Source organism: Pseudomonas sp. Pc102 (genome assembly GCF_018408275.1).
Taxonomy (GTDB): domain Bacteria; phylum Pseudomonadota; class Gammaproteobacteria; order Pseudomonadales; family Pseudomonadaceae; genus Metapseudomonas; species Metapseudomonas tohonis.
In genome coordinates this window covers 4,056,666-4,079,833 of sequence record NZ_AP021905.1, presented here as the reverse complement: position 1 = coordinate 4,079,833, position 23,168 = coordinate 4,056,666, and the positions used below count along the sequence as shown (strand labels likewise).

The 23,168-nt window shown below is 67.8% G+C and carries 23 protein-coding genes and 6 tRNA genes; 15 read left to right on the top strand and 14 right to left on the bottom strand.

What is annotated here, in order from left to right:
* Positions 1-20 precede the first annotated feature (20 nt).
* Both PHLH3_RS18575 and PHLH3_RS18570 read left to right on the top strand, forming a co-directional pair.
* Positions 21-506: a glutathione peroxidase gene (locus tag PHLH3_RS18575; protein WP_173178228.1), complete on the top strand. Its 486-nt coding sequence runs from the start codon at positions 21-23 to the stop codon at positions 504-506.
* Positions 503-973 (top strand): MarR family transcriptional regulator, encoded by a 471-nt coding sequence (locus PHLH3_RS18570; protein WP_213625309.1) that lies wholly within the window; start codon positions 503-505, stop codon positions 971-973. The genes PHLH3_RS18575 and PHLH3_RS18570 overlap by 4 nt, the downstream gene beginning before the upstream one ends.
* On the opposite strand, the gene PHLH3_RS18565 is transcribed toward PHLH3_RS18570, so the two are convergent.
* Positions 954-3,278: an ATP-binding protein gene (locus tag PHLH3_RS18565; RefSeq protein WP_213625308.1), complete on the bottom strand. Its 2,325-nt coding sequence runs from the start codon at positions 3,276-3,278 to the stop codon at positions 954-956. The genes PHLH3_RS18570 and PHLH3_RS18565 overlap by 20 nt on opposite strands.
* 97 nt (positions 3,279-3,375) lie before the next feature.
* On the opposite strand from PHLH3_RS18565, the gene PHLH3_RS18560 reads away from it, so the two are divergent.
* Positions 3,376-4,263 (top strand): ATP-binding protein, encoded by an 888-nt coding sequence (locus PHLH3_RS18560; RefSeq protein WP_173178225.1) that lies wholly within the window; start codon positions 3,376-3,378, stop codon positions 4,261-4,263.
* On the top strand, positions 4,260-4,742 hold the full coding sequence (locus PHLH3_RS18555) for a GAF domain-containing protein (RefSeq protein ID WP_213625307.1): 483 nt from the start codon (positions 4,260-4,262) through the stop codon (positions 4,740-4,742). Before PHLH3_RS18560 ends, PHLH3_RS18555 begins: the two co-directional genes overlap by 4 nt.
* Before the next feature lie 63 nt (positions 4,743-4,805).
* Here the strand turns inward: PHLH3_RS18555 and PHLH3_RS18550 are convergent, their stop codons facing one another.
* Positions 4,806-5,468, bottom strand: coding sequence for a glutathione S-transferase family protein (locus PHLH3_RS18550; RefSeq protein ID WP_213625306.1), 663 nt, complete (start codon positions 5,466-5,468; stop codon positions 4,806-4,808).
* A 29-nt stretch (positions 5,469-5,497) separates the two neighbouring features.
* Entirely contained in the window at positions 5,498-6,265 is a 768-nt protein-coding gene (locus PHLH3_RS18545) for a hypothetical protein (protein ID WP_213625305.1), read from the bottom strand.
* A gap of 232 nt (positions 6,266-6,497) precedes the next feature.
* Between PHLH3_RS18545 and PHLH3_RS18540 the strand changes: the two genes are divergently transcribed.
* The 6 genes from PHLH3_RS18540 (at position 6,498) to PHLH3_RS18515 (ending at position 7,059) form a co-directional block, all read left to right on the top strand.
* A tRNA-Glu gene (locus tag PHLH3_RS18540) sits at positions 6,498-6,573 on the top strand.
* Positions 6,574-6,601: 28 nt separating this feature from the next.
* Positions 6,602-6,677, top strand: a tRNA-Gly gene (locus PHLH3_RS18535).
* Positions 6,678-6,709: 32 nt separating this feature from the next.
* Positions 6,710-6,785: transfer RNA gene (locus tag PHLH3_RS18530), tRNA-Glu, on the top strand.
* Between the two features lie 7 nt (positions 6,786-6,792).
* Positions 6,793-6,868 (top strand) — tRNA-Gly (locus tag PHLH3_RS18525).
* Between the two features lie 32 nt (positions 6,869-6,900).
* Positions 6,901-6,976 (top strand) — tRNA-Glu (locus PHLH3_RS18520).
* A gap of 7 nt (positions 6,977-6,983) precedes the next feature.
* Positions 6,984-7,059 (top strand) — tRNA-Gly (locus PHLH3_RS18515).
* Positions 7,060-7,116: 57 nt separating this feature from the next.
* Here PHLH3_RS18515 and PHLH3_RS18510 read toward each other — a convergent pair.
* Both PHLH3_RS18510 and PHLH3_RS18505 read right to left on the bottom strand, forming a co-directional pair.
* Complete coding sequence (locus tag PHLH3_RS18510; protein ID WP_213625304.1) at positions 7,117-8,127, bottom strand: ABC transporter substrate-binding protein; 1,011 nt, start codon at positions 8,125-8,127, stop codon at positions 7,117-7,119.
* Between the two features lie 210 nt (positions 8,128-8,337).
* On the bottom strand, positions 8,338-9,225 hold the full coding sequence (locus tag PHLH3_RS18505; protein ID WP_213625303.1) for a LysR substrate-binding domain-containing protein: 888 nt from the start codon (positions 9,223-9,225) through the stop codon (positions 8,338-8,340).
* 109 nt (positions 9,226-9,334) lie between these two features.
* On the opposite strand from PHLH3_RS18505, the gene PHLH3_RS18500 reads away from it, so the two are divergent.
* From PHLH3_RS18500 to PHLH3_RS18490, 3 genes are all read left to right on the top strand, one after another.
* Positions 9,335-10,078, top strand: coding sequence for a sulfite exporter TauE/SafE family protein (locus tag PHLH3_RS18500; protein WP_213625302.1), 744 nt, complete (start codon positions 9,335-9,337; stop codon positions 10,076-10,078).
* A 48-nt stretch (positions 10,079-10,126) separates the two neighbouring features.
* A complete protein-coding gene (locus PHLH3_RS18495) occupies positions 10,127-10,918 on the top strand; it encodes an AraC family transcriptional regulator (protein WP_213625301.1) in 792 nt (263 codons plus the stop codon).
* Positions 10,919-10,996: 78 nt separating this feature from the next.
* Positions 10,997-11,611 (top strand): LysE family transporter, encoded by a 615-nt coding sequence (locus PHLH3_RS18490; RefSeq protein ID WP_213625300.1) that lies wholly within the window; start codon positions 10,997-10,999, stop codon positions 11,609-11,611.
* A 37-nt stretch (positions 11,612-11,648) separates the two neighbouring features.
* Here PHLH3_RS18490 and fahA read toward each other — a convergent pair whose 3' ends face one another.
* Together fahA and hmgA are read right to left on the bottom strand one after the other, a co-directional pair.
* A complete protein-coding gene (gene fahA / locus PHLH3_RS18485; RefSeq protein WP_213625299.1) occupies positions 11,649-12,944 on the bottom strand; it encodes a fumarylacetoacetase in 1,296 nt (431 codons plus the stop codon).
* A gap of 3 nt (positions 12,945-12,947) precedes the next feature.
* Positions 12,948-14,240 (bottom strand): homogentisate 1,2-dioxygenase, encoded by a 1,293-nt coding sequence (gene hmgA, locus PHLH3_RS18480; RefSeq protein ID WP_213625298.1) that lies wholly within the window; start codon positions 14,238-14,240, stop codon positions 12,948-12,950.
* A gap of 102 nt (positions 14,241-14,342) precedes the next feature.
* On the opposite strand from hmgA, the gene PHLH3_RS18475 reads away from it, so the two are divergent.
* Positions 14,343-15,131: an IclR family transcriptional regulator gene (locus tag PHLH3_RS18475; RefSeq protein ID WP_213625297.1), complete on the top strand. Its 789-nt coding sequence runs from the start codon at positions 14,343-14,345 to the stop codon at positions 15,129-15,131.
* A gap of 168 nt (positions 15,132-15,299) precedes the next feature.
* Here PHLH3_RS18475 and hppD read toward each other — a convergent pair whose 3' ends face one another.
* The 6 genes from hppD to PHLH3_RS18445 form a co-directional block, all read right to left on the bottom strand.
* Positions 15,300-16,376, bottom strand: a complete 1,077-nt coding sequence (hppD, locus tag PHLH3_RS18470; protein WP_213625296.1) for a 4-hydroxyphenylpyruvate dioxygenase — start codon at positions 16,374-16,376, stop codon at positions 15,300-15,302.
* Positions 16,377-16,540: 164 nt separating this feature from the next.
* Positions 16,541-17,176: a maleylacetoacetate isomerase gene (maiA, locus tag PHLH3_RS18465; RefSeq protein WP_213625295.1), complete on the bottom strand. Its 636-nt coding sequence runs from the start codon at positions 17,174-17,176 to the stop codon at positions 16,541-16,543.
* A 235-nt stretch (positions 17,177-17,411) separates the two neighbouring features.
* Positions 17,412-18,728 (bottom strand): MFS transporter, encoded by a 1,317-nt coding sequence (locus PHLH3_RS18460; protein ID WP_213625294.1) that lies wholly within the window; start codon positions 18,726-18,728, stop codon positions 17,412-17,414.
* A gap of 231 nt (positions 18,729-18,959) precedes the next feature.
* Positions 18,960-19,316, bottom strand: coding sequence for a hydroxyisourate hydrolase (locus tag PHLH3_RS18455; protein ID WP_213625293.1), 357 nt, complete (start codon positions 19,314-19,316; stop codon positions 18,960-18,962).
* Positions 19,313-19,819 carry a nucleoside deaminase gene (locus tag PHLH3_RS18450; RefSeq protein WP_213625292.1) on the bottom strand — a complete coding sequence of 169 codons (507 nt, stop codon included), beginning with the start codon at positions 19,817-19,819 and terminating at the stop codon, positions 19,313-19,315. Before PHLH3_RS18450 ends, PHLH3_RS18455 begins: the two co-directional genes overlap by 4 nt.
* Before the next feature lie 39 nt (positions 19,820-19,858).
* Positions 19,859-21,196, bottom strand: coding sequence for a nucleobase:cation symporter-2 family protein (locus PHLH3_RS18445; protein WP_213625291.1), 1,338 nt, complete (start codon positions 21,194-21,196; stop codon positions 19,859-19,861).
* A gap of 159 nt (positions 21,197-21,355) precedes the next feature.
* On the opposite strand from PHLH3_RS18445, the gene PHLH3_RS18440 reads away from it, so the two are divergent.
* Positions 21,356-22,270: a LysR family transcriptional regulator gene (locus PHLH3_RS18440; protein ID WP_213625290.1), complete on the top strand. Its 915-nt coding sequence runs from the start codon at positions 21,356-21,358 to the stop codon at positions 22,268-22,270.
* 180 nt (positions 22,271-22,450) lie between these two features.
* Here the strand turns inward: PHLH3_RS18440 and PHLH3_RS18435 are convergent, their stop codons facing one another.
* Positions 22,451-23,083 carry a hypothetical protein gene (locus PHLH3_RS18435; RefSeq protein ID WP_213625289.1) on the bottom strand — a complete coding sequence of 211 codons (633 nt, stop codon included), beginning with the start codon at positions 23,081-23,083 and terminating at the stop codon, positions 22,451-22,453.
* Between the last annotated feature and the right edge of the window lie 85 nt (positions 23,084-23,168).

The following is a 23,168-nucleotide window of genomic DNA, read 5'->3' as shown; positions in this document are numbered from 1 at the left end:
TCCAACTGCAGGTACACCATATGAGCGCGAAGCTTTTCGATATCCCCGTCACCACCATCAAGGGCGAGCAGAAGACGCTGGCCGATTTCGGCGGCAAGGCCGTGCTGGTGGTCAATACCGCGAGCAAGTGCGGCTTCACCCCGCAGTACAAGGGCCTGGAGAGCATCTGGCAGCAGTACAGGGACAAGGGCCTGGTGGTGCTCGGCTTCCCCTGCAACCAGTTCGGCAAGCAGGAGCCGGGTGACGAGGGCGCCATCTCCGAATTCTGCGAGCTGAACTTCGGCGTCAGCTTCCCGCTGTTCAAGAAGATCGACGTCAACGGCGCCGACGCCCACCCGCTCTATGTCGAGCTGAAGAACCGCGCGCCCGGCCTCCTGGGCAGCAAGGGCATCAAGTGGAACTTCACCAAGTTCCTGATCGACGGCGAAGGCCGCCAGGTGAAGCGCTTCGCGCCGACCACCAAGCCGGAAGAGCTCACCGCCGAGATCGAAGCGCTGCTGAAATGACCCTGCCCGAATCGCCCGACGCCGACCTGCTGCTGGACAACCAGCTGTGCTTCAAGCTCTACGCCGCCTCGCGCGCCGTGATCCGTGGCTACCGGCCCCTGCTCGAACAGCTGGGCCTGACCTACCCGCAGTACCTGGTCATGCTGGTGCTCTGGGAGTGGCACGCCATGCCGCCCGAGCAGCCCACGGTGAAGGCCCTGGGCGAGCGTCTGATGCTGGACTCCGGCACCCTGACACCGCTGCTCAAGCGCCTCGAGCAGCTCGGCCATGTGCTGCGCCGTCGTGCGGCCCATGACGAGCGCGAGGTGCACCTGGGGTTGAGCGAGTCCGGCGTCGCGCTGCGCGAGCAGGTGCCGGCGCTGCGCGCGGAGCTGATCTGCAGCAGCGGCCTGGACCTCAACGAGATGGTGGAGCTGCGCAGCCGGTTGTCCGAACTGCTCGGGCGCTTCACTGGGTTGGCTGGGTAGCCGGCAGCCAGTTGTCCAGCAGGGCGACCAGCTCTTCCCGGCGGAAGGGCTTGGCCAGGTAGTCGTCCATGCCGGCGGCGCGGCAACGTTCGCGTTCGTCCGGCAGGGCGTTGGCGGTCAGCGCGACGATGGGCAGGCCCGGCCAGTTGCCGCTCTGGCGGATGCGCCGGGTGGCCTCGTAGCCGTCCATGATCGGCATGTTGCAGTCCATCAGCACCAGGTCCACGGGTTCTTCGGCGAGCATCTGCAGGGCCTCGCCCCCATGGGCGGCGATCAGCACCTCGCAACCCAGCTTGCCGAGCATGCCCTTGGCCACCAACTGGTTCACCGCGTTGTCTTCCACCAGTAGCACGCGTGCCGAGCGCGCCAGGCGCTGCTTGGGTGCCGGCGTGGGTGCGGGTTCGTCCGGCTGGGCCTGCAGGCTGCGGCGCAGCGCCTGGTAGAGCGCCGAGCGGGCCAGCGGTCGGGCCAGCTGCTGCAGGGGCGCGAGCGGGGCGGCCTGTTCGCCCTGGATGAAGTTGCCGTAGCCGGTGATCAGCAGGATCGGCGCCGTGCTTTCGCCGCGCAGGCGCTGCAGGTGTTCCGGCGAGTCGGTGATGACCTGGTCGAACACCTGGCCCGCCAGGCTGGTGTCGACGTCGCGTCGCTGGTAGTTGATGCCCCAGGCCGGCAGCCATGTCTTCAGCAGTTCGGCCAGGCCGCTGCCTGCGGCGCACAGGGCGATGACGCGCCCCTGCAACGCCGGTGCCGTCGTGGCATTGGCATGGCTGGCCAGCGGCAGCTCGGCACTGAACAGGCTGCCGATGCCTTCTTCCGAGCGCACGTGCAGCTTGCCGTTCATGGCTTCGCAGAGGCGCCGGGTGAGGGCGAGGCCGAGCCCGGTGCCGCCGAACTGGCGGGTGATGCCGGCGCCAGCCTGGGCGAAGGGCTGGAACAGCTTGGGCATGGCCTCGCTGGAGATGCCGATGCCGGTGTCGCGCACGCTGACGGTCACGCCCTCGGCCGTGGGCGTGACGCGCAGGTCGACGCGGCCGAAGCGGGTGAACTTGAGGGCGTTGGACAGCAGGTTGCTGACGATCTGCCGGACCCGCGTCGGGTCGCCGACCACCAGCGAAGGCATGCGCGGGTCGATCACGCAGCTCAGTTCCACGCCGGGTGCGGCGTTCTGCGAGAGCAGGCTGGCGGTGTCTTCCACCAGCACGCCGAGGTCGAAGGGGATGGCCTCCAGCTCAAGCTGGCCGGCCTCGAACTTGGACAGGTCGAGGATGTCGTTGAGCAGCTCGACCAGCACGTTGCCCGAGTCGTGGGCGATGGTCAGCTGCTGGCGCTGCTCGGGGTTCAGGGGGCTGTCCAGGGTCAGCGAGAGCATGCCGAGCAGGCCGTTGAGCGGGGTGCGGATCTCGTGGCTCATGTTGGCCAGGAAGGCGGCACGGGCCTGGGCGGTTTCAATGGCGTGGGTGCGGGCCATGTCCAGTTCCTGGTTGGACTGGCTGAGGCGGCTGTTGGTGGCTTTCAGCTCGGCCGTACGCGCCGAGACGATGTTCTCCAGTTCGGCGAGGTACTGGGTCAGGCGATCCTCGGCATCGCGGCGCTGTTCCATCTCGGCGAAGAGGTTGGCCAACTGGCGGTTGATCACATCCACCAGCACGCCGATCTCGTCCTGTTCATGGCCGGGAGGGCAGGGCAGGCGGTTGTCCACCGGGTTGCGCGAGTCGCCTTCGCTGAGGGCGCGGATCAGGCCCACCAGGGGCTTGGTGAGCATGCCGTAGAAGAGCACCAGGAGGATCAGCGACAGCAACAGGCTGCGGACGAAGCCCGACAGCAGGGTGAGCATGGAGCGGCGCAGGAAATGGTTGCCGAAGGCGAAGGTGTCCACTTCCAGGCGCAGCAGGCCGAGGGTCTCCGAGGGGGCGTGGGCGATGTACAGCGGGTCCTGGAAGTCGCGACGCTCGCCGAACAGGAAGTCGCTGAAGATGCGGTAGTCGCTTTCGGTGCGTGGTCGGTTGACGCTGGCGAGCACGGCGCCGCTGTTGTCGATGATCTCGGCGCGGATCACTGCCGGCGAACGTAGCAGCCCTAGCACCAGCTCCTGGGCCAGTTCGGCGTCGATGTTGTAGGCGATGCGGGCGGCAGGGTTGTGGCTGATTTCCAGCAGGGCATTGATCTCGCGTTCCAGCGAGGCGTTCTCGCTGGCGTAGTCGATGCCGACCTGGATGATGCTGAGGAGTGTCCCGAGTACGAACGCCACCAGCACGGTGATGCTGGCCTGCTTGAACGACAGGCGTTGGGTGAGCGGGATATCCATGGGCGAGAAGATTTGGCCTTGTTCCGTGGGCTTGCCAAGCATAGCCTATCCCACCTGCCGACAGCCCGGCTCTCCGAGCTGAATCAAGGAGTTTATTGTGGATTCCCGTTTGAATGCCTTCCTCGAGCGCGCCGATGCCGTGCTCGCGCGCCTGGAGCCCCTGCTGCCCGCCCTGCGCCCCGAGATCGACTGGAGCGACTGCCTCGCCGCGCGCTGGCACCGCGAGGGGCGCGGCGGCTACCTGCAGCCGCTGGAAGTCAGCCTCGACCTCAACCTCACCGACCTGATCGGCGTCGATGCACAGCGTGAGCAGCTGGCGCGCAATACCCGCCAGTTCGTCGACGGCCTGCCCGCCAACCATGCGTTGCTGTGGGGCGCCCGGGGCACCGGCAAGTCATCCCTGGTGCGCGCGCTGCTGGCCGCTCACGCGGGCGTCGGCCTGCGCCTGATCGAGATCGAGCGCGATCATCTCGCCGACCTGCCGCGCATAGTGGAGCTGGTGGCCAAGCTGCCGCAGCGCTTCGTGATGTTCTGCGACGACCTCTCCTTCGAGTCCGGTGAGGGTGATTACCGCGTACTCAAGAGCGTGCTCGACGGCTCCCTCGAGCGCGCACCGGACAACGTGCTGCTCTACGCCACCTCCAACCGCCGCCACCTGGTGCCGGAGAAGGAGAGCGACAACGAGCACTGGCAGATGGTCGACGGCGAGCTGCACCCCAACGAGGCGGTGGAAGACAAGATCGCCCTGTCCGACCGCTTCGGCCTCTGGCTGTCCTTCTATCCCTTCACCCAGGAGCACTTCCTCGCCGTGGTGCGCCACTGGATCGAGTCCCTGGCCCCCGCCGGGCTGGCCTGGGAGTGGAACGAGGAGCTGGAGAAGGCGGCCATCCGCTGGGCCCTCGGGCGCGGCAACCGCAATGGCCGTTGCGCCTATCAATTCGCCCGCCAATGGGTTGGCCGGGCGCTGCTGGAGACTTCCCCATGATCGACCTGCAACAAGCCGGTGCCGGCCTGGAGGGCTACGCCCTGCTGGCGGCCCAACTGGAGTCGCTGCTCGCCGACGAGCGCGACTTCATCGCCAATGCCTCGCAGTTTTCCGCCTTCCTCTATAACGAGCTGCCCGAACTGAACTGGGCCGGCTTCTACCTCAACAAGCAGGAAGAGCTGGTACTCGGCCCCTTCCAGGGCAAGGTCGCCTGCGTGCGCATCCCCTTCACCCGGGGCGTCTGTGGCGCTGCGGCACGCACCCGCGAGACCCAGCGTGTCGAGGACGTGCATGCCTTCCCCGGCCACATCGCCTGCGACAGCGCGTCCAACAGCGAGCTGGTGGTGCCCCTGGTGAAGGACGGCAGGCTGATCGGCGTGCTCGACCTCGACAGCCCGCGCATCGGCCGCTTCAAGGAGCAGGACCAGGCCGGCATCGAGCACCTGGCGGCGATCTTCCTGCGCCTGACCGACTGCTGATCGGCTGCGCCATGAAAAAGCCCGGCAAGTGCCGGGCTTTTTCGTTTCTGCGGGGCAGGGCGGTCAGGCCGCGCCGCTGAGCTTGGCCAGGGTCCGTTGCTCGCCGGGCAGAACCGTCTGCACCGACTCCCGCGCGCGGATGCGCTGGTAGTGCGCCGCCAGGGCCGGCCAGCGGCCGCTGTCCAGCAGCTCGGTGCCGTGCTCCATGTTGATCAGCTGGCAGCACAGGGCCAGGTCCGCCAGGGTCAGCTGGGCGCCGACGAAGAACTCGGCGTCGCCCAGCGTCCTTTCCAGGTAATCGAAATGCTGCGGCAGCTTGTCCTGCAGCGCCGCCTGCACGGCCGCCTCGTCACAGGGCTGGCCCATGGTCGGCTTGAGCGCGCGGTTGCGGAACACGCAGAAGGTGGTCAGCGGTGCCAGCTCGTAATCGGCGTACTTCTCCAGCCAGCGCACCCGGGCGCGCTGCTCGGCGTCGCGGCCATAGAGCGGCGGCAGGTCGGCGTGCTTGTCCTCCAGGTACTGGCAGATGACGCTGGAGTCGGCGAGGGTGAAGTCACCGTCGCGCATCGCCGGGATGCGTCCCAGCGGGTTCAGCTCGCGGTACCAGGCGGGCTGGCCGAAGGGCGTGATGATCTCGAGCTGGTAGTCGATCCCCTTTTCCAGGAGGAAGAGGCGTACCTTGCGCACGAAGGGGGAGAGCGGGGCGCCGTAGAGGGTGATGCTCATCGTGGGGGTCCTTGTCTGAGCGGAGCCTGTCAGTCGTAGATGTTCTTCTTCTTCCAGGTGTCTTCATCGTCCAGGGATTTCAGCGCTTCGCCGAGCTCGCTGGGTTCGTCGGCGGCCGGCTGCTTGTCCAGGGCCAGGGCATTGGCGCGGGCCAACTGGTTCTGCAACTGCTGCAGCTGGTTCTGGTAGCGGGCGGGTTCCGGCTGCTTCTGCAGGTACTGTACGCCGCGCTCGAAGGCCAGGCGTGCCTGGCGTGGCTGGCCTTCCTGCAGGGCCTGCAGGCCGAGGTTGGTGAAGAACTCGATATGCAGCTGCACCAGCATCCCGCGGATCTCGTTGACCCAGCGCTTGGCATCGTTCACCGGCATGAACCCGTCCTTGGCGGAGCGGGTCAGCTGGCCGTGCAGGGTTTCCAGCTGGAAGCGGATTTCCTTGGCCTGGGCTTCGTTGGCGATCTTCAGGGGCGCGTTGCGGATCGGCATCGCCTCGCCCTGGGCCACCAGGCCGCGCAATTCTTCGGCCTTGACCTTGAGCTGGGCATTGCCCTTGTCCAGCGGCAGCAAGCGCTCGCAGAACAGCAGTTGCAGACGCGTGAGCAGCAGTTTCAGTTCGGGGGTCATGAACTGGCCGGGCAGGCTGTCGGAGAGGGCGCTGGTACGGCGCAGCCTGTCGTTGAGATCGGCGCGCAGGCGCGCTTTCTCCAGCTTGCTGTTCTCCACCATATGGTTGGCGTAGCCGATGATCAGCAGTACGACCAGGCCGGCTATCACCATCAGGGTGATCACGAGTGGCGACATCTTTATACAGCTCCCGTGTGCGTTTTCTGCGGGAGTGTAGAGGGTTGGCCACCCTGCTGATAGCTCCGTGTCAGTTTTTGACCTGAACCCTTTGATTTTAAAAGTTTTTTGCCGAAGGGTTGACGGGTGCTAAAACGCTCCCTAGAATGCGCGCCACTTCGACGCGAAGCCTGAGGGTAAAAGCGACGAAGGCCGGAAGAAAGCGTAAAAGCTGTTGTAAGCTCCGGGCCGCGTCCCCTTCGTCTAGTGGCCTAGGACACCGCCCTTTCACGGCGGTAACAGGGGTTCGAGTCCCCTAGGGGACGCCACTTCATGGCGTTACGTTGTAGTTGCAATGCGGGAATAGCTCAGTTGGTAGAGCACGACCTTGCCAAGGTCGGGGTCGCGAGTTCGAGTCTCGTTTCCCGCTCCAGATTTTCAAGCAATGCTTGTTAAGTGTTGTTTGTCCCCTTCGTCTAGTGGCCTAGGACACCGCCCTTTCACGGCGGTAACAGGGGTTCGAGTCCCCTAGGGGACGCCAGTTTCACGCGGGAATAGCTCAGTTGGTAGAGCACGACCTTGCCAAGGTCGGGGTCGCGAGTTCGAGTCTCGTTTCCCGCTCCAGTTTCACAAGCGATGCTTGCCAGGTTTTACCTGTCCCCTTCGTCTAGTGGCCTAGGACACCGCCCTTTCACGGCGGTAACAGGGGTTCGAGTCCCCTAGGGGACGCCAGTTTCATGCGGGAATAGCTCAGTTGGTAGAGCACGACCTTGCCAAGGTCGGGGTCGCGAGTTCGAGTCTCGTTTCCCGCTCCAGTTAAACGAAAACGCCGCTCATTCGAGCGGCGTTTTCGTTTGTGCGTCTTTTGCCCCTCAGAGCCCGGCAGCCACCTTGGCGCGGGCTTCTTCGGGCAGCCAGTTCTTCCAGGCATCGGGATGGGCGCGCAGGTAGTCACGCGCGGCATCGCGGGGCGGCTGGCGCTTTTCGCTCATGGTCGCCAGCGCCTGGTTCAGGCCGTCGATGGGCAGGTCCACCTTGGCGAACATCTCCACCAGGTGCGGGTAGCGCTGGCGGAAGGATGCGGATACGCCGATCGCCAGGCGCGCCGGCAGTGAGCGGGTGCCACGCGGTTTGGGGTGGCTGGCGTCGGCCAGGGTCTTCCAGGCTTCGGCGTCGAAGGGTGGCTCTTCCAGCTTGATCAGCTTGTAGCGACCCAGCAGGGGCGTCGGCGACCAGTAGTAGAACAGCACCGGCTGGCCACGGCGGATGGCCGAGGTGATCTCTGCGTCCAGGGCCGCTCCGGAGCCGGTGCGGAAGTTCACGTAGCTGCCCTCGAGCCCATAGGCCTTGAGCTTCTGGCTGTTGACCGTCTCGGAGGTCCAGCCGGTGGGGCTGTTGAGGAAGCGTCCCTTGTCCGGCGCTTCCGGGTCGCGGAACACCGCCTTGTAATGCGGCAGGTCCTGCACCGAGCGCAACCCCGGCGCCGCCGCCTCGATGCCGCGCTCGGCGTCACCTTCAATCACATAGGCCGGTACCCACCAGCCTTCGTCGGCGTTCTTGACGATGTCGCCCAGGGCGAACACCTTGCCCTCCTGCTCGGCCTTGACCCACACCGGGCTGCGCCCCGGCCACTCCTCGCCTATGACCTGGATGTCGTCCTGGGCCAGTGCGGTTTCCAGGCTGACGGTGCTGCCGGGCAGGGTGTCCGTCGGGTGGCCGTAGCCCTTCTCGACCACCAGGCGGAGGATCTCGGTGATCAGGCTGCCGCTTTCCCACGTCAGGTCGCCGAAGTGGATCGGCTCGCGCGGGTCCGCCGTTGCGCCCTGGGCCAGCAACGCGCCGGCGAGCAGGGCGCCGCCCAGCAGGTGCTTGATCGATCGCATGGGGTTCTCCAATCGCTTGCGGGGGGCGCATCGCCCGCCGCTACGGGAACGAAGGTTAGACGGCCCGCGCCCTGTGCGCCTGCGCGGCTTTCGTCATGCAACGGTCACCTCGTCGACATGAATCGGTCGTCATGGGGCCCTAGTCTTGCGCCTACACATCGTGCTCCTGATTCACTTGCGGCCGCCTTCGGGCGGCCTTTTCTTTGCCTGTCAGCTGCCGAGCAAGGCCTCGGCCAGGCGGGCGGCGGGCGGCGTCAGGGCATCGAAGCGCCGTGCGCAGAGGTGCAGCTGGCGGGTGGCCCAGGCATCGGCCAGGGGCAGGGCGCGCAGCGCATGGCGATCCCGGGAGCGGTGCAGGGTGGCCTCGGGCACCAGGGCGATGCCCACGCCACGGGCCACCAGGTTCAGCACCGCGTCGAAATCGCTGACCCGCAGGCGCAGGTCGAGGTGGCGACCGGCTTCCAGGGCCTTGCCGGCGATGTGCTGCTGCAGCGGGTTGTCCCGGCCCAGGCCGATGAAGGCGCGGTCCAGCAACTGCTCGAAGTGCAGCGGCTGGCCGTCATCGAGGCTCGCGTCGTCCAGGCGCGTCACCAGCAGCAGGCGGTCGATGCGCAGGGGGCGTGCTTCCAGGGCGGCCAGGTCGGTGTTGTTGGCCAGGACCCCGAGGTCCGCCTGGCCCCGGCTGAGCGCCTCGACTATGGCGTGGCTGGGCCTTTCCTCGATATCCAGGTCGATCTGCGGGTGCGCCAGCAGGAAGTCACCCAGCACGCCGGGCAGGTGCTCGGCCAGGGCTGCGGTATTACCCAGCAGTCGGACCCGTGCGCGCAGGCCGCTGGCGAAATCGCCCAGCTCATCGGCCATCAGCTCCAGCTGGTGCATCACCGAACGGGCGTGGTGGGCCAGGGCGTGGCCGGCCGGCGTGGGGCTGACCCCATGGCGCTGGCGCTCGAATAGCGCTGTGCCGAGGCTTTCCTCCAGCCCCTTGAGGCGCGCACTGGCCGATGCCAGGGCGAGGTGGCTGCGTTCGGCGCCGCGGGTGATGCTGCCGGCGTCGAGGATGTCGAGGAACAGCTTCAGGTCGATCAGGTCGTAGCGCATCGTGCTCTTCCAGGCTTCGTCCAGGGCGTAGCCTGGGCTCGGGAATCACAGATTCAGCCCTGGCGCGGCATCGCGCAAGCTGGTGCCATCCTCCTTGTCGGTATCCGCCATGCTGCTGCTCTTCTCCTCTCTGGTTTTCCTGCTCGCCGGCCTGGTCAAGGGTGTGCTCGGCATGGGCCTGCCCACTGTGGCGATGGGCCTGCTGGCAGTGGTGATGACGCCGGGCGAGGCTTCGGCATTGCTCCTCGTGCCTTCGCTTCTGACCAACTTCTGGCAACTGTTCGGCAGGCCGGCGGTGCTGCCGCTGCTGCGTCGCCTCTGGCCGCTGCTGCTGACGCTGGCCCTGGGCACCCTGGTGACCACGCGCTGGCTGGTCGAATCGGCCAGCCCCTGGATTCCCGCTGCGCTCGGCGCCTGCCTGCTGGTCTATGGCGGGCTCGGGCTGTTGTCCTTTCGCGCGCGGGCACCGCAGCGGCGGGAGGGCGCCTGGTCGGCGCTGGTGGGGCTGCTCACCGGGCTGGTGACGGGCCTTACCGGCGTCTTCGTGGTCCCCGCCGTGCCTTACCTGCAGGCGTTGGGCCTGCCTCGCGAAGTGTTGATCCAAGCGCTCGGCCTGTCCTTCACCGTCGCAACCCTGGCGTTGGGCCTGGGCCTGTTCATCCACGGTGGCAGCCAGAGCCTGGACCTCGGCCTCACCTGGCTGATGCTGCTGCCGGCCCTGCTGGGCCTGGAAATCGGCCGGCGCATCCGCAGGCGCCTGAGCGAGGCCATGTTCCGCCGGCTGTTCTTCCTCGGCCTGCTGGCCCTGGGGGCGCACTCGCTGTTGCACGGGTTGATGCTTCTGGCCGGGTGAATCGCCGGGGCGTTATGCTCGGCGCCTCCCGTCCCTCGAGTTCCCTCCATGCTCCATAGCCGACAGGCCTGTCTCGGCCGCCTGGAAGTCGCCAGCAACAGTGGCACCGGCCACGCCTTCGCCAAGCACAGCCATGACGAGTGCGTCATCGGCGTGAATCGGGTGGGCGAGGAGCAGGTGTGGCTGGATCGGCGCAGCTTCCGTGCCGGTGCGGGCGACATCACCCTCTACAACCCGGGGCAGATCCAGGGCGGCGGGGTGAAGGAGGGCGAGCCCTGGCGCTATGTCGGCCTCTACGTGACCGCCGGGCAGCTGGCCGATGACCTGGGCCTGGCGCGGGTGGAGTTCCAGCGCGCCTGCATCCACCAGCCCGATCTGGCCGCCAGCCTGGCCGACGCGGTGGAGCGGGCGCTGGGCGGCGACGCCCTGGTGCGCGAGCGTGCGGAGGAACGCCTCCTGCTGTGGCTCGGGCAACTGGTGCAGCGCAGCGCCGGGCCCCTGCCGGATACAGCGGCGGTAGGCATGGGGCCGGTGACGCGGGTGCAGGAGTTGCTGGCCGAGCGGCTGCAGGACAGCCCGAGTCTCGATGAGCTGGCCGCCGAGCTGGGCCTGTGCAAGTTCCACCTGTTGCGCGCCTTCCAGAAGCACACCGGACTCAGCCCCCGGCAATGGGCCATGCAGTTGCGCACCCGTCGCGCCCGCGGGTTGCTGCGTGCCGGCTGGTCGGCCACCGATACGGCCCATGCCCTGGGCTTCGCCGACCAGAGCCACCTCAACCGCCACTTCCGTGCCGCCTATGGCATCACCCCCGGCGAGCTGAAGCGTCTTTTCAACGCCTGAGTGCAATCCTGTCCAAGTCCGCCGGCGGGGGCGGGGGCAGAATGCGCCCATCCGTCTCGTTCATCGCTCGAGGTTCCCATGCTCCTGCTGTTCTGTTCGGCCTTCGCCTTCGGCGTGGTCTTCTGCCTGTCTCCCGGCGCCGTGCTCGCCGAAACCCTGCGTCGCGGCCTGCTGCACGGCTTCCGCCCGGCGCTGCTGGTGCAGTTCGGTTCCCTGGTGGGGGATGCGGTCTGGGCGGTGCTGGGCCTGGCGGGCCTGACCCTGTTGCTCGGCCAGGAGCAGGTGCGCGTGCCGCTGACCCTGGCCTGCGCGGCCTACCTGGCCTTGCTCGGGCTGCGCAGCCTGCGCGATGCCTGGCAGCTGCCGAAGGAGGGGGACGCCACCGAGCACGAGGGGCGCGGAGCGCTGCTCACCGGCGCGGCGATCTCGCTGACCAACCCGAAGAACATCGTCTACTGGGGCGCCCTGGGCACGGCGATGGCGGGAATGATCGGCGGTGCGCCGGACATGGCCCAGACCGGCGTGTTCTTCGCCGGCTTCATGACGGCCTCGCTGGCCTGCTGCTTCCTCTGCGCGGCGCTGGTGGACTGGCTGCGGCGCAACAGCTCGCCGACCTGGCACCGGGTCAGCCACGGGTTGTGCGGGGTGTTGTTGCTGGTGATGACGGCGCTGGCCCTGCGCGGGCTGGCCTGAAGAGGCGCGGGCCCGGATGGGCCCGCGTCGGGAGGGGTCAGAGCACCCGGCCGCGGCACTCGCCGAAGCCGATGCGCACACGGCCTTCGCCTTCGCACCAGGCGCGCAGGATCACCTCGTCACCGCTTTCCAGGAAGGTGCGCTGCTCGCCGCTGGCCAGCGACAACGGCTGCTTGCCGCCGAAGGTGCTCTCCAGCAGGCTGCCGAAGGCGTCGGCCTCGGGGCCGGACAGGGTGCCGGAGCCGAACAGGTCGCCCGGCTGCAGTTTGCAGCCGCCCACCGCGTGGTGCGCCACCAGTTGGGCCACGGTCCAGTACATGTGCTGGGTGTTGCTCAGGGCCAGGCGCTGCGGCTGCTGGCCGCGTTCACGCATGGCGGCGGTCTGCAGCAGCACCTCCAGCTTGATGTCGAAGGCGCCACGGGCCTGGTCGTTGGCGTCCAGCAGGTAGGGCAGCGGTTGCGGGTCGCCTTCCGGGCGCGCGGGCTGGGCGGTACGGAAGGGTTCCAGCGCCTCGGCGGTCACCACCCAGGGCGAGACAGTGGTCGCGAAGTTCTTCGCCAGGAAGGGGCCCAGCGGCTGGTATTCCCAGGCCTGCAGGTCGCGTGCGGACCAGTCGTTGAGCAGGCAGTAGCCGGCGATGTGCTGCTCCGCCTCGCCGATGGCGATGGCCTCGCCCATGGCGTTGCCCCGGCCGATCCAGATGCCCAGCTCCAGTTCGTAGTCCAGGCGCTTGCTCGGGCCAAAGTTGGGTACTTCGGCGCCCGGCGGCAGGGTCTGGCCATTGGGGCGGTGCACCGGGGTGCCGGAGACGCACACGGTGGACGCGCGGCCGTGGTAGCCGATGGGCACGTACTTGTAGTTGGGCAGCAGCGGGTTGTCCGGGCGGAACAGGCGGCCGACGTTGTTGGCGTGGTGGATGCCCACGTAGAAGTCGGTGTAGTCGCCGATGCGTGCCGGCAGGTGCAGCTGGCAGTCGACGGCGGCCGGCAGCAGTTCGGCACCTAGGGCTTCGAGGCGCGCCTGGGCGGGGCTGCCTTCGGCGAGCAGCTCCTGCAGCTGGCGGCGCAGGGCGCGGCGGGCGTTGGCGCCAAGGGCGAAGAAGGCGTTGAGGTCTTCCCCGGCGGCGACGCGCGCGGCGTCCGCCGCTTCACCTTCGAACAGGCCGGTGGTGGTGGCGACCTTGAGGTCGAGGATCTGCTCGCCGATGGCCACGCCACCGCGCGGGGTGCCGCCCACCGGGCTGAAGATGCCCAGGGGCAGGTTCTGCAGGGGGAAGTCGGGGTGGCCGTTGGCGGAGGCTATCCAGCTGCGGCGTTGGTCTATCTGGGTCATCGGTCAGTTCCTGCCATTGAAGGTCTTGGCCATGCCGTTCCAGCAGGCATCGTAGTCGTTCTGCAGCTGCGGGCATTCCAGGGCGTAGCGGGTGGGGCGCAGCACGCGGCCGGTTTCGAACATGAACGCCATGGTGTGATCGAGCTTGTGCGGCTTGAGTTCCGCGTTGATGGCGGCGGTGGTGCTGGCGTTGTCCGGGCCGTGGGCGCTCATGCAGTTGTGCAGCGAGGCGCCGCCAGGGGTGAAGCCGCCGGCCTTGGCGTCGTAGGCGCCCTGGATCAGGCCCATGAACTCGTTCATCAGGTTGCGGTGGAACCACGGCGGGCGGAAGGTCTTCTCGGCCACCATCCAGCGCGGCGGGAAGATCACGAAGTCGACGTTGGCCATGCCGGGGGTGTCGCTGGGCGAGGTCAGCACGGTGAAGATCGACGGGTCCGGGTGGTCGTAGCTGACCGTGCCGATGGTGTTGAACAGGCGCAGGTCGTACTTGTAGGGCACGTTGTTGCCATGCCAGGCGACCACGTCCAGGGGCGAGTGGTCCAGTTCGGTGGCCCAGAGCTCGCCGAGGAACTTCTGCACCAGGGTCACCGGGGCGTCGATATCCTCGAAATGCGCCACCGGGGCGAGGAAGTCACGCGGGTTGGCCAGGCCGTTGCTGCCGATGGGCCCGAGGTCGGGGATGCGCAGCGCGACGCCATGGTTCTCGCAGATGTAGCCCCGGGCACTCTCGTCGAGGAGCTCGACGCGAAACTTCATGCCACGCGGGATCACCGCGATCTCCAGGGGCTCCACGTCCAGCAGGCCCAGTTCGGTGGCCAGGCGCAGGCGGCCCTGTTCGGGGACGATCAGCCACTCGCCATCGGCGTTGAAGAACACGCGTTGCATCGAGGTGTTGGCGCGGTAGATGTGCACGCTGACGCCGGACGCCTGTTCGGGGTCGGCGGTGGCGGCGATGGTCAGCAGGCCGTCGATGAAATCGGTGCGCTCGGCGGGGGTGTCGTGGGCGTCCCAGCGCAGGCGGTTGGGGTCGATCGGGCCCAGCTGGCGGCCGGGGATCTGCCGCTCCAGGCGCTGGAAGCGCGGGTGCGCGGCGGATGGGCGGATGCGGTACAGCCAGGTGCGGCGGGCCTCGGCGCGGGGCACGGTGAAGGCGGTGCCGGAAAACTGCTCGGCATAGAGCCCGTAGGGCGCGCGCTGGGGTGAGTTCTGCCCGGCGGGCAGGGCGCCCGGCAGCGCTTCGCTGGTGAACTGGTTGTCGAAGCCGGACTGGTAGGCGAGGGGCAGTGAGGAGCTCATGAGAACCTCTGTGTTTTTTGTAATTGAATTACGGATAACGTAATTTGAAAGCCTGAGGGGGTCAAGCTATAACAGCGCCTCCATTGCCAACCGAGGTAGTAGATGGCCATCCAACGGGACGATGCCGAGGCGCCCAAGCGGCAGAAGGTGCAGGCGGCTGAAGTCGGCACCGACATTCTCAAGGGGCTCGCCGAACTGGCGCCGGCCACTTCCCTGTCACGCCTGGCGGAGCATGTCGGCATGCCGGCGGCCAAGGTCCACCGATACCTGCAGGCGCTGATCGCCAGCGGCTTCGCCGAACAGGACGCCGCCACCAACCACTACGGCCTGGGGCGTGAGGCGCTGTTCGTCGGCCTCGCCGCCATCGGCCGGCTGGATGTGGTGCGGGCCGCCACGCCGCAGCTGTCGGAGCTGCGCGATGCGCTCAACGAAACCTGCTTCCTGGCCGTCTGGGGCAACAAGGGGCCGACCGTGGTGCATGTCGAGCAACCGCTGCGCGCGGTGACCCTGGTCACCCGCGTGGGTTCGGTGCTGCCGTTGCTGGGCTCCTCCACCGGCCTGGTGTTCGCCAGCTACCTGCCTGACGCCGAGACGGCGCCGCTGCGCGAGGAGGAGGCCGGCCTGCCCGGCGTGCCCGACGCCAAGGCGCTGCGCAAGCAGATCGCCGAGATCCGCGCCAGCGGCCTGCATCACGTGCATGGGCTGCTGATGCCGGGAGTGAACGCGCTCTCCGCGCCGGTGTTCGCCGTGGGCGAGCAGATCGCCGGGGTGATCACCGTGGTCGGTGCCGCCAGTGGCTTCCAGGCCGAAGCCAGCGGCCGGGCGGCGCAGCTGCTGAAGCAGGCGGCCGAATCCATCACCGCGCGCATGGCGGGTGCTCGTCCGGCCTGACCGTGGCCTGGTCCGTAGGATGGGTAGAGCGAAGCGAAACCCATGCGGTTGGCGCTGTGCGGTGGTAGTTCGCAGAGCTCGCGGGATGCCGCCTTACCCATTCTGGAGTCGCGGGTGATGCCCATGGAAAAAGCCCGCTGATGCGGGCTTTTTCGTTGCGGCGGTGAATCACTCGGTGGCGAGCACGCCCCGGCGGATCTGGTCGCGTTCGATGGATTCGAACAGCGCCTTGAAGTTGCCTTCGCCGAAGCCATCGTCGCCCTTGCGCTGGATGAACTCGAAGAACACGGGGCCCATCAGGGTCTCCGAGAAGATCTGCAGCAGCAGGCGGCGGTCGTTCGCATCGGCGGAGCCGTCGAGCAGGATGCCGCGGCTCTGCAGCTGCTCCACCGGCTCGCCGTGGTTGGGGATGCGCCCTTCGAGCATCTCGTAGTAGGTGGTCGGCGGTGCGGTCATGAAGCGCATGCCCAGGGCCTTGAGCGCGTCCCAGGTCTTGACCAGGTCGTCGGTGAGGAAGGCCACGTGCTGGATGCCCTCGCCGTTGAACTGCATGAGGAACTCCTCGATCTGCCCGGCGCCCTTGGAAGACTCCTCGTTGAGCGGGATGCGGATCATGCCGTCCGGCGCGGTCATGGCCTTGGAGGTCAGGCCGGTGTACTCGCCCTTGATGTCGAAGTAGCGGATCTCGCGGAAGTTGAACAGCTTCTCGTAGAAGTCCGCCCAGTACGCCATGCGGCCGCGGTACACGTTGTGGGTCAGGTGGTCGATGATCTTCAGCCCCGCGCCCTTGGGGTTGCGGTCCACGCCTTCGATGAACTCGAAGTCGATGTCGTAGATGGACGAGCCCTCGCCGAAGCGGTCGATCAGGTACAGCGGCGCGCCGCCGATGCCCTTGATCGCCGGCAGGCGCAATTCCATCGGGCCGGTGGGGATCTCGATCGGCTGGGCGCCCAGCTCCAGGGCACGGGCGTAGGCCTGGTGCGCATTCTTCACGCGGAAGGCCATGCCGCATACGGACGGGCCGTGTTCGGCGGCGAAATAGGACGCGAGGCTCTTGGGCTCGTTGTTGAGGATCAGGTTGATCTCGCCCTGGCGATACAGGTGCACGTCCTTGGAGCGGTGGGTGGCCACCTTGGTGAAGCCCATGCTGGCGAAGATCGGTTCCAGCAGGTTCGGCACGGGCGATGCCAGCTCGATGAATTCGAAGCCCATCAGGCCCATGGGGTTTTCAAAGATGTCGGCCATGTTCTGGCTCCTTGCAGTGGCGCGCGGCGGCGCCTGAATCGGATGAAAGTCGGTACGGCGGCGATTCAGGCGTGCGATGGCGGCGCGCAGGAGACTCCGCGCACGCTGCGGGCGAGATAATCGCCGATGGTGACTTTGAAACCGAGGGTCTGCATGTGCGCTCCTCAGGCCGGCTTGTCGGCCTGGGCGTCCGGGTGGGCGGTGCGCAAGGCCGGATGTTCAAGGGCCAGGCGCTCGACCCTGAGAATACGCGGGTAGCTCGCCAGGTCCACGGCAAAGCGTCGGGCGGCGTAGAGCTGGGGCAGCAGATAGACATCCGCCAGGCCCGGCTGGGCGCCGAAGCAGAAGCCGTCGTCGCCGATCAGTGCTTCGACGGCGGCCAGGCCTTCGCTGATCCAGTGGCCGATCCAGGCGTTCACGCCGTCCTCGTCGGTGCCCATCTTGCGCAGGCGGTTGAGCACCGCGACGTTGTGCAGCGGGTGGATGTCGCAGCCGATCAGCGCGGCGACCTGGCGCTGGCGTGCGCGCTGCAGCGCATCGCCCGGCAGCAGGGGCGGCTGCGGGTGGGTCTCTTCGAGGTATTCGATGATGGCGGGTGACTGGATCAGCACCTCGCCGGAGTCGGTGCGCAGGGCGGGGACGCGGCCCTGGGGGTTGATCGCGCGGTAGGCCGGCTGATGGTGCTCGCCGCCGTCGCGGATCAGGTTGACCGGTACGTGCCGGACCTCCAGCCCCTTCAGCGCGAGCGCGATGCGCACGCGGTAGGACGATGTGGAGCGGTAGTAGGTGTACAGGTCCATGGCAGGCACTCGCAGGGCAGCGCGTCGGTCGGCAGGCTCACCGCTGACGCTGTTGTTTTCATAATCTATTTACACTCTGCGTAATTTTTGACGCTGCGGCAAGTCCGACGTTCGAATAATCCATGTGCCTGTTGCGCCTGTTCGTTCGAGCCCCCTGGCGGGGCGGATGTTCCGTCGCCGTGACCCAGGCTTGGGTGTTGCCGGAAGCCTGGGATGACGGCAGGCGAGCGGGCCTTCACTCCGGCTGGTAATCCAGTGAGCGTTTTGACGACTCCGGCAGTGCCAGGCCACCGGCCAGCGCCAGCAGGGCAATGGCGATCAGGTAGAGGGCCGGTGACAGGCGGTCGCCGGTCTGCTCGATCAGCCAGGTCGCCACCAGCGGTGCGGTGCCCCCGAAGGCCGTGTACGCCAGGTTGTAGGTAAATGCCGAGGCGGTGTAGCGCACCTGCGTCGGGAACTGTTCGGACAGCAGCACGGCCGTCACCACGCCACAGACCACCGCACCCACCGCCAGCAGCATCGCCCCCAGCGCTGCGGCCAGCAGGCTGCCCGACGCCGCCAGCACGAAGGCGGGGTAGACCGCGATGATCAGGCAGGCGCACCCCGTGACGATGGTGCGCCGGCGCCCGACCCGGTCCGAATAGCGCCCCACCAGCGGGCACAGCAAGGCGGCGAACAGCAGGGCCATCAGACTGGCGAGCAGGGCGGTCGGTCGCGAGGCACCGCCGACCACCTGCATGTAGGTGGTGAGGTAGGTGGTGAACGTATAGAACGACAGCGCGGTGGCGGAAATGAAGGCCGACAGGCAGAGGATCGTGCGGCCGTGCCCCTGCAGGGTTTCCTTCAGTGGCGAGTGGGCGGCCTGCGGGGCCGCCGCCAGGGCACGGAACGCCGGCGACTCGTCCAGGTGCAGGCGCATGTACAGGCCGATCAGCCCCAGGGGCGCGGCGACCAGGAAGGGCACGCGCCAGCCCCAGCCCTGCATCTGGGCCTCGGACAGGAGCAGCCCCATGCCGAACACGATGCCGGCGGCGGCGGCAAAGGCCATGAACGTCGACACCGGGACGAAGCTGCCATAGCGGGCCTTCTGCTCGGGAGGCGCGTGCTCCATGACGAAGGCGCAGGCGCCGGCGTACTCCCCGCCGGCGGAAAAGCCCTGGATGCAGCGGGCCAGTGCCAGCAGCAGCGGGGCGAGCAGGCCGATGGACGCATAGGTCGGCAGGAGGCCGATCAGGGTGGTGGCCGCGGCCATCAGCAACACCGTGATGGCCAGGATGCGCTTGCGCCCGACCTTGTCCCCGAGGATGCCGAAGACGATCCCGCCCAGCGGGCGCAGGGCGAATGACACGGCAAACACGGCGAAGGTCTGCAGCAACGCGAGGGAGGCATTGCCCGGTGGGAAGAACAGGCTGGCGATGGTCACCGCGAGGAAACCGTACACGGCGAAGTCGAACCATTCGACGAAGTTGCCGATGGCCGAGGCGGCGATGACCTTGCGCAAGGTCGCCGGATCGACGGACGAGGTGGCGTGGGAAATATCCTGGATGGTCATGGTCGCTCCGAGCCTGCCGATGGTCGCGAACGCATCTGGCCTGGGCCTTTGCGTCCCCCTGACGGCAACCTACCGGGCCTGTCCGTGGCATTAGCCCCCGGATGCGACCCTCAACCAGCCGGCAGCGACGTCGGCACGACTCGTCAAACTCCAGCAGCTAGCGCAGCGCACCCTCGTGCAGGGGTGCGCCGGCATATCCATGGCGGGTGTCGGTGCATGTGGCGGAAAGGCTCAGGCACCGCCCCGGAAGCAGGAGACGCCCCAGGCGGTGAGCTTGAAGGGCAGGTGGTAGTGCTGCCCCGTATCGGCGATGCCGAAGCGGTAGACGAGCAGGTCGAGGAAGGCCGGCTCGGGTAGGACCATGCCCTGGGCGCGGTAGAAGTCCGCCACCCGCAGGCTGACTTCGTAGACGCCCGCGCTGCAACGCCCGGCTTCGTCGGCCAGCCCGGCGAGCAGGCCGTCCGCGCCGATGCGCCCGGCGTGGATCAGCTCGCGACGCTCGCCTTCCAGGCGCTCCACCCGCAGCTCCAGCCCTTCGGCGACGCAGCCACGGGCGACGTCGACGACATGGATGGAAAGGCCCTTCACGTCCAGAAGCCCTCGTGGGGGACCGCCGCTTCATGTTCCAGCATCGGCCCCAGCACCGTGACCTGGCGCTGGCCACGGGCGAACACCTCGCGGCAGGGCAGGGAGAAGGTCGGGTTCTCCGGGTGGGCCCCGGTCAGCCCCAGCAGCGCATGTTCCGAGAGGGCGTAGACCACCCGGCCGACGCCGGTCCAGTACACCGCGCCGGCGCACATGCAGCAGGGCTCGGCACTGGTGTAGAGGGTGCATCCGGCCAGGGCCTCCGGGCCCAGCAGGCGTGCGGCCTCGGCCACCGCCACCAGTTCGGCGTGCTGGGTCGGGTCGCCTTCCGGCGGCATCGAGTTGTTGCCGGCACGGGCGATCACCCTGCCGTCGCGGTCGGCCACCAGGGCGGCGAAGGGGTGGCGGCCGCGCTGGCGCGAGTCCCGGGAAAGGCGGATGGACTCGCGCAGCAGCTCCAGATCGAGCTCGGTGACCCCGGCAGGGACCAGGTGGGTGAAGGTCATGGGTGACTCCTTGGCAGTGGGTGCGCAGGGCGCGGGAAATCAGTCGGCGAGGTCGGCCGCGCCCTGGGCGTGCGGCTCGCTGCGCTCGCGACCGTTGAGCAGCAGGTTGAGAACGATGGCGGTGATGGCGCCGAGGAAGATGCCGCTCTCCAGCACCAGCTTCAGGGCGCCGTGGGCATGGGCGAAGAGGGCGGGGAAGGACATCGGCAGCACGCCGACGCTCACCGAGACGGCGACCACGATGGCGTTGCGCGTGCCTTCGAAGCGCACCCGCGACAGCTCCTGGATGCCCGCCACGGTGGTCATGCCGAACATCACGATGGCGCCGCCGCCGAGCACCGGCGTCGGCACTGCGGCGATCAGCGCACCGAGCTTGGGGAACAGCCCCATCGCCACCATGATCCCGCCGGCCGCGGCCACCACGAAGCGGCTCTTGACCTGCGACAGGGCGATCAGCCCGGTGTTCTGGGTGAAGGCGTTGTAGGGAAAGCTGTTGAACAGCCCGCCGATCACCGTCGACAGGCCGTCCGCACGGAAGGCGTTGCCCAGGGTGCGTGCATCGATCGTCCTGCCGGTGAGCTGGCCGATGGCGAGGCAGTTGCCGGTGGTCTCGGCCATGATCACCAGCATCGCCAGGGTCATGATCAGGATCGGAGTCAGCGAGAACTGCGGCATGCCGAAGGCCATGGGGGCGGAGAGCTCGAACCAGGCCGCCTCGCCGACACGGCTGAAGTCGGTCATGCCGCATGCCGCCGCCAGCAGGCTGCCCAGCAGCAGGCCGATGAGCACCGCGAGGTTGCCGATGAAGCCGGAAAAGCGCGCGTACACCACCAGGGTGATGGCCACCGTGGCCAGGCCCAGCAGCAGGTTGGCCGGGGCGCCGAAGTCCGCCGCGCCGGGGTTGCCGCCGCCGAGCCAGATGGCGGCGGCAGGCATCAGCGAGATGCCGATGATGGTGATCAGGCTGCCGATCACCACCGGTGGGAAGAAGCGCAGCAGGCGGCTGAACACCGGCGCCAGGGCGATGGTGATGACTCCGGCGGCGATCACCGCGCCGAACACCTGGGGCAGGCCGAACGCCTTGCCGATCATGATCATCGGCGCCAGGGCGATGAACGAGCAGGCCTGTACCAGCGGCAGCCGCGCGCCGAATTTCCAGAAGCCCAGGGTCTGGACCAGCGTGGCGATACCGGAGGTGAGCAGGTTGGCGTTGATCAGCAGGACGATCTGCGCATGGCTCAGGCCCAGGGCGCTGCCGAGGATCAGCGGCACCGCCACGGCGCCGGCATAGAGCACCAGCACGTGTTGCAGGCCATAGGTGAGGAGCTGTCGCACAGGCAGAAGCTGGTCGACGGGATGGGGCGTGGGGTGGCTCATGGGGGCGTTCTCCTGAAGGTGCAACGTTTCTTGTTATGGGGTTCGGGTTGCCCAGCGTTTCGAGGAGGCAGTGCTGGCTCGCCCGCATCTTCAGGGTCTTGATGGCGATGGTTCAAATGAATAACCATCGTCTTCATCGATGGTTGGAGGGGTGGTGCGATGCGGTTTTCTCTCGATCAGCTGCAGGTGTTCGTCGCCGTGGTGCAGGCCGGGTCCTTCTCGGCGGCGGCGCGGCGCCTGGGGCGCACCCAGTCCACCGTCAGCGCCGCCATCGCCAACCTGGAGGCCGACCTGGGCGTCGAGCTGTTCGACCGCTCCACGCGCATTCCCGGTCTCACCGCTGCCGGCCATAAACTGCAACTGGAGGCCGAGGCCGTGCTGGAGCGCTGCCTGGCGTTGCAGGGCCATGCCGACAGCCTGGCGGGGGAAACCGAACCCCATCTCACCCTGGCCATCGAGGTGCCCTACAGCACGGTGATGCCGGTGCTGTGCGAGTTCGAGCAGGCCTTTCCCCATGTCGACCTGATCGTCCGCCACCCGCACAGCGGCGATGTCGCCGGCATGCTCCAGCGCGGCGAGGTGGAGCTGGGCATCGCCTTCTCCCAGCCGGAATACCCGCGTGAGCTGGAGTTCCAGCAGCTGGGCAAGCTGGTGATGGTCCACGTCACCCATCCCGGACATCCACTGGCCCAACGCGACGGGGTCAGTTTCGCCGACCTGCACGCCCACCGCCGCCTGGCCTTCAGCGCCCACGCCAGCAAGCTGCCCAGCAGCGAGTACCTGCGCGCCACGCGCCTGTGGCAGGCGGAAAGCTACATGGCGCTGGTGGAGATGGTGCGGGCCGGCCTCGGCTGGGCGACCCTGCCGCGCCAACTGGTGCAGCGCGAGTTGGCCGCTGGCGAACTGGTGGAGCTGCAGCTCGCCGCCTACCCCTTCACCGACTGGCTGGTGGGCGTCGACCTGCTCTGGCAGCGCCGCCACGGGCGCGGCCAGGCACAGCGCTGGCTGCGCGAGCGGCTGATGCGCAACAAGGTGTTCGAGCTGGACAGCCAGGGGCGGGCGACGACGCTGTGAAGTGCGCGGCAGCCCGGTTCAGCGCCCGGTGCTGATCGGGCCGCGCGTCGGTGCGGTGCGCGTCCCGGGCTGAAGCCCGGGCTACGGGGCGAGGCTAGGCGATGCGGTCGGTTGGGCTGAGGTGCGAAGCCCAACGCAGCGATGTGGGTTCAGTCCACCCCTCCTGTGGAGTGCCGAACCTTAAAGCGGCTCCCCAGCCGAGCTGCCCGCAATCTCTTCGATCATCGCCTTGACCGCCGCCTCGCTGTCCACCGATGCGGGCGCGGCGACGCGGAACTTGAGCATGTTCTCGCCCAGTTCGAAGAGGTAGAGCGAGGAGCGGATGGGCTGTACCTCGCCGGCGAAGGGTTCGACGAACGCGAAGTCCGCGCGCAGGCCGGTGATCGTCCGGCCCCTGTAGGCCAGGGTCGCGGGCTGTTCGCTCACCAGCTTGCCGTTCTCATGGAAGGCGAGGATTTCCGCCTTCTGTTGCCTCTGGTGATCGAGTGCCAGTTGGCGTCTGGCGGTGGCGATCACGTCCGCCGGCGAGCCGAACGAGGTGACCTGTGGCGCCGGGTAGACATAGGCGCTGAGGATGACGGGCTGGGCGATCAGCTCGGAGTTGTAGGCGACCATGATGTGCCGGGCCTGCTCGTCGAAGCGCAGGATCTGGGCACGGAGGAAGATGCCGGAGGTGGTCGGGAAGACGATACCGGTGCCGTCGTGCCGGTAGGGGCCGGCGGCCGGGATGTCCTGGGGCTGGAACTGGCTGCTCTGGTCGGTCTGGCAGCCCGACAGGCCGAGGGTCAGCAGCAGGGCGATCAGGTATTTCAATGGGACGCTCCTTGTCGGGACGCCTCGGCGGGAGGGCGTCGGGCGGCAGAAATTACCGTTTGGCCTGCGGGCTGTCCATGGCGGG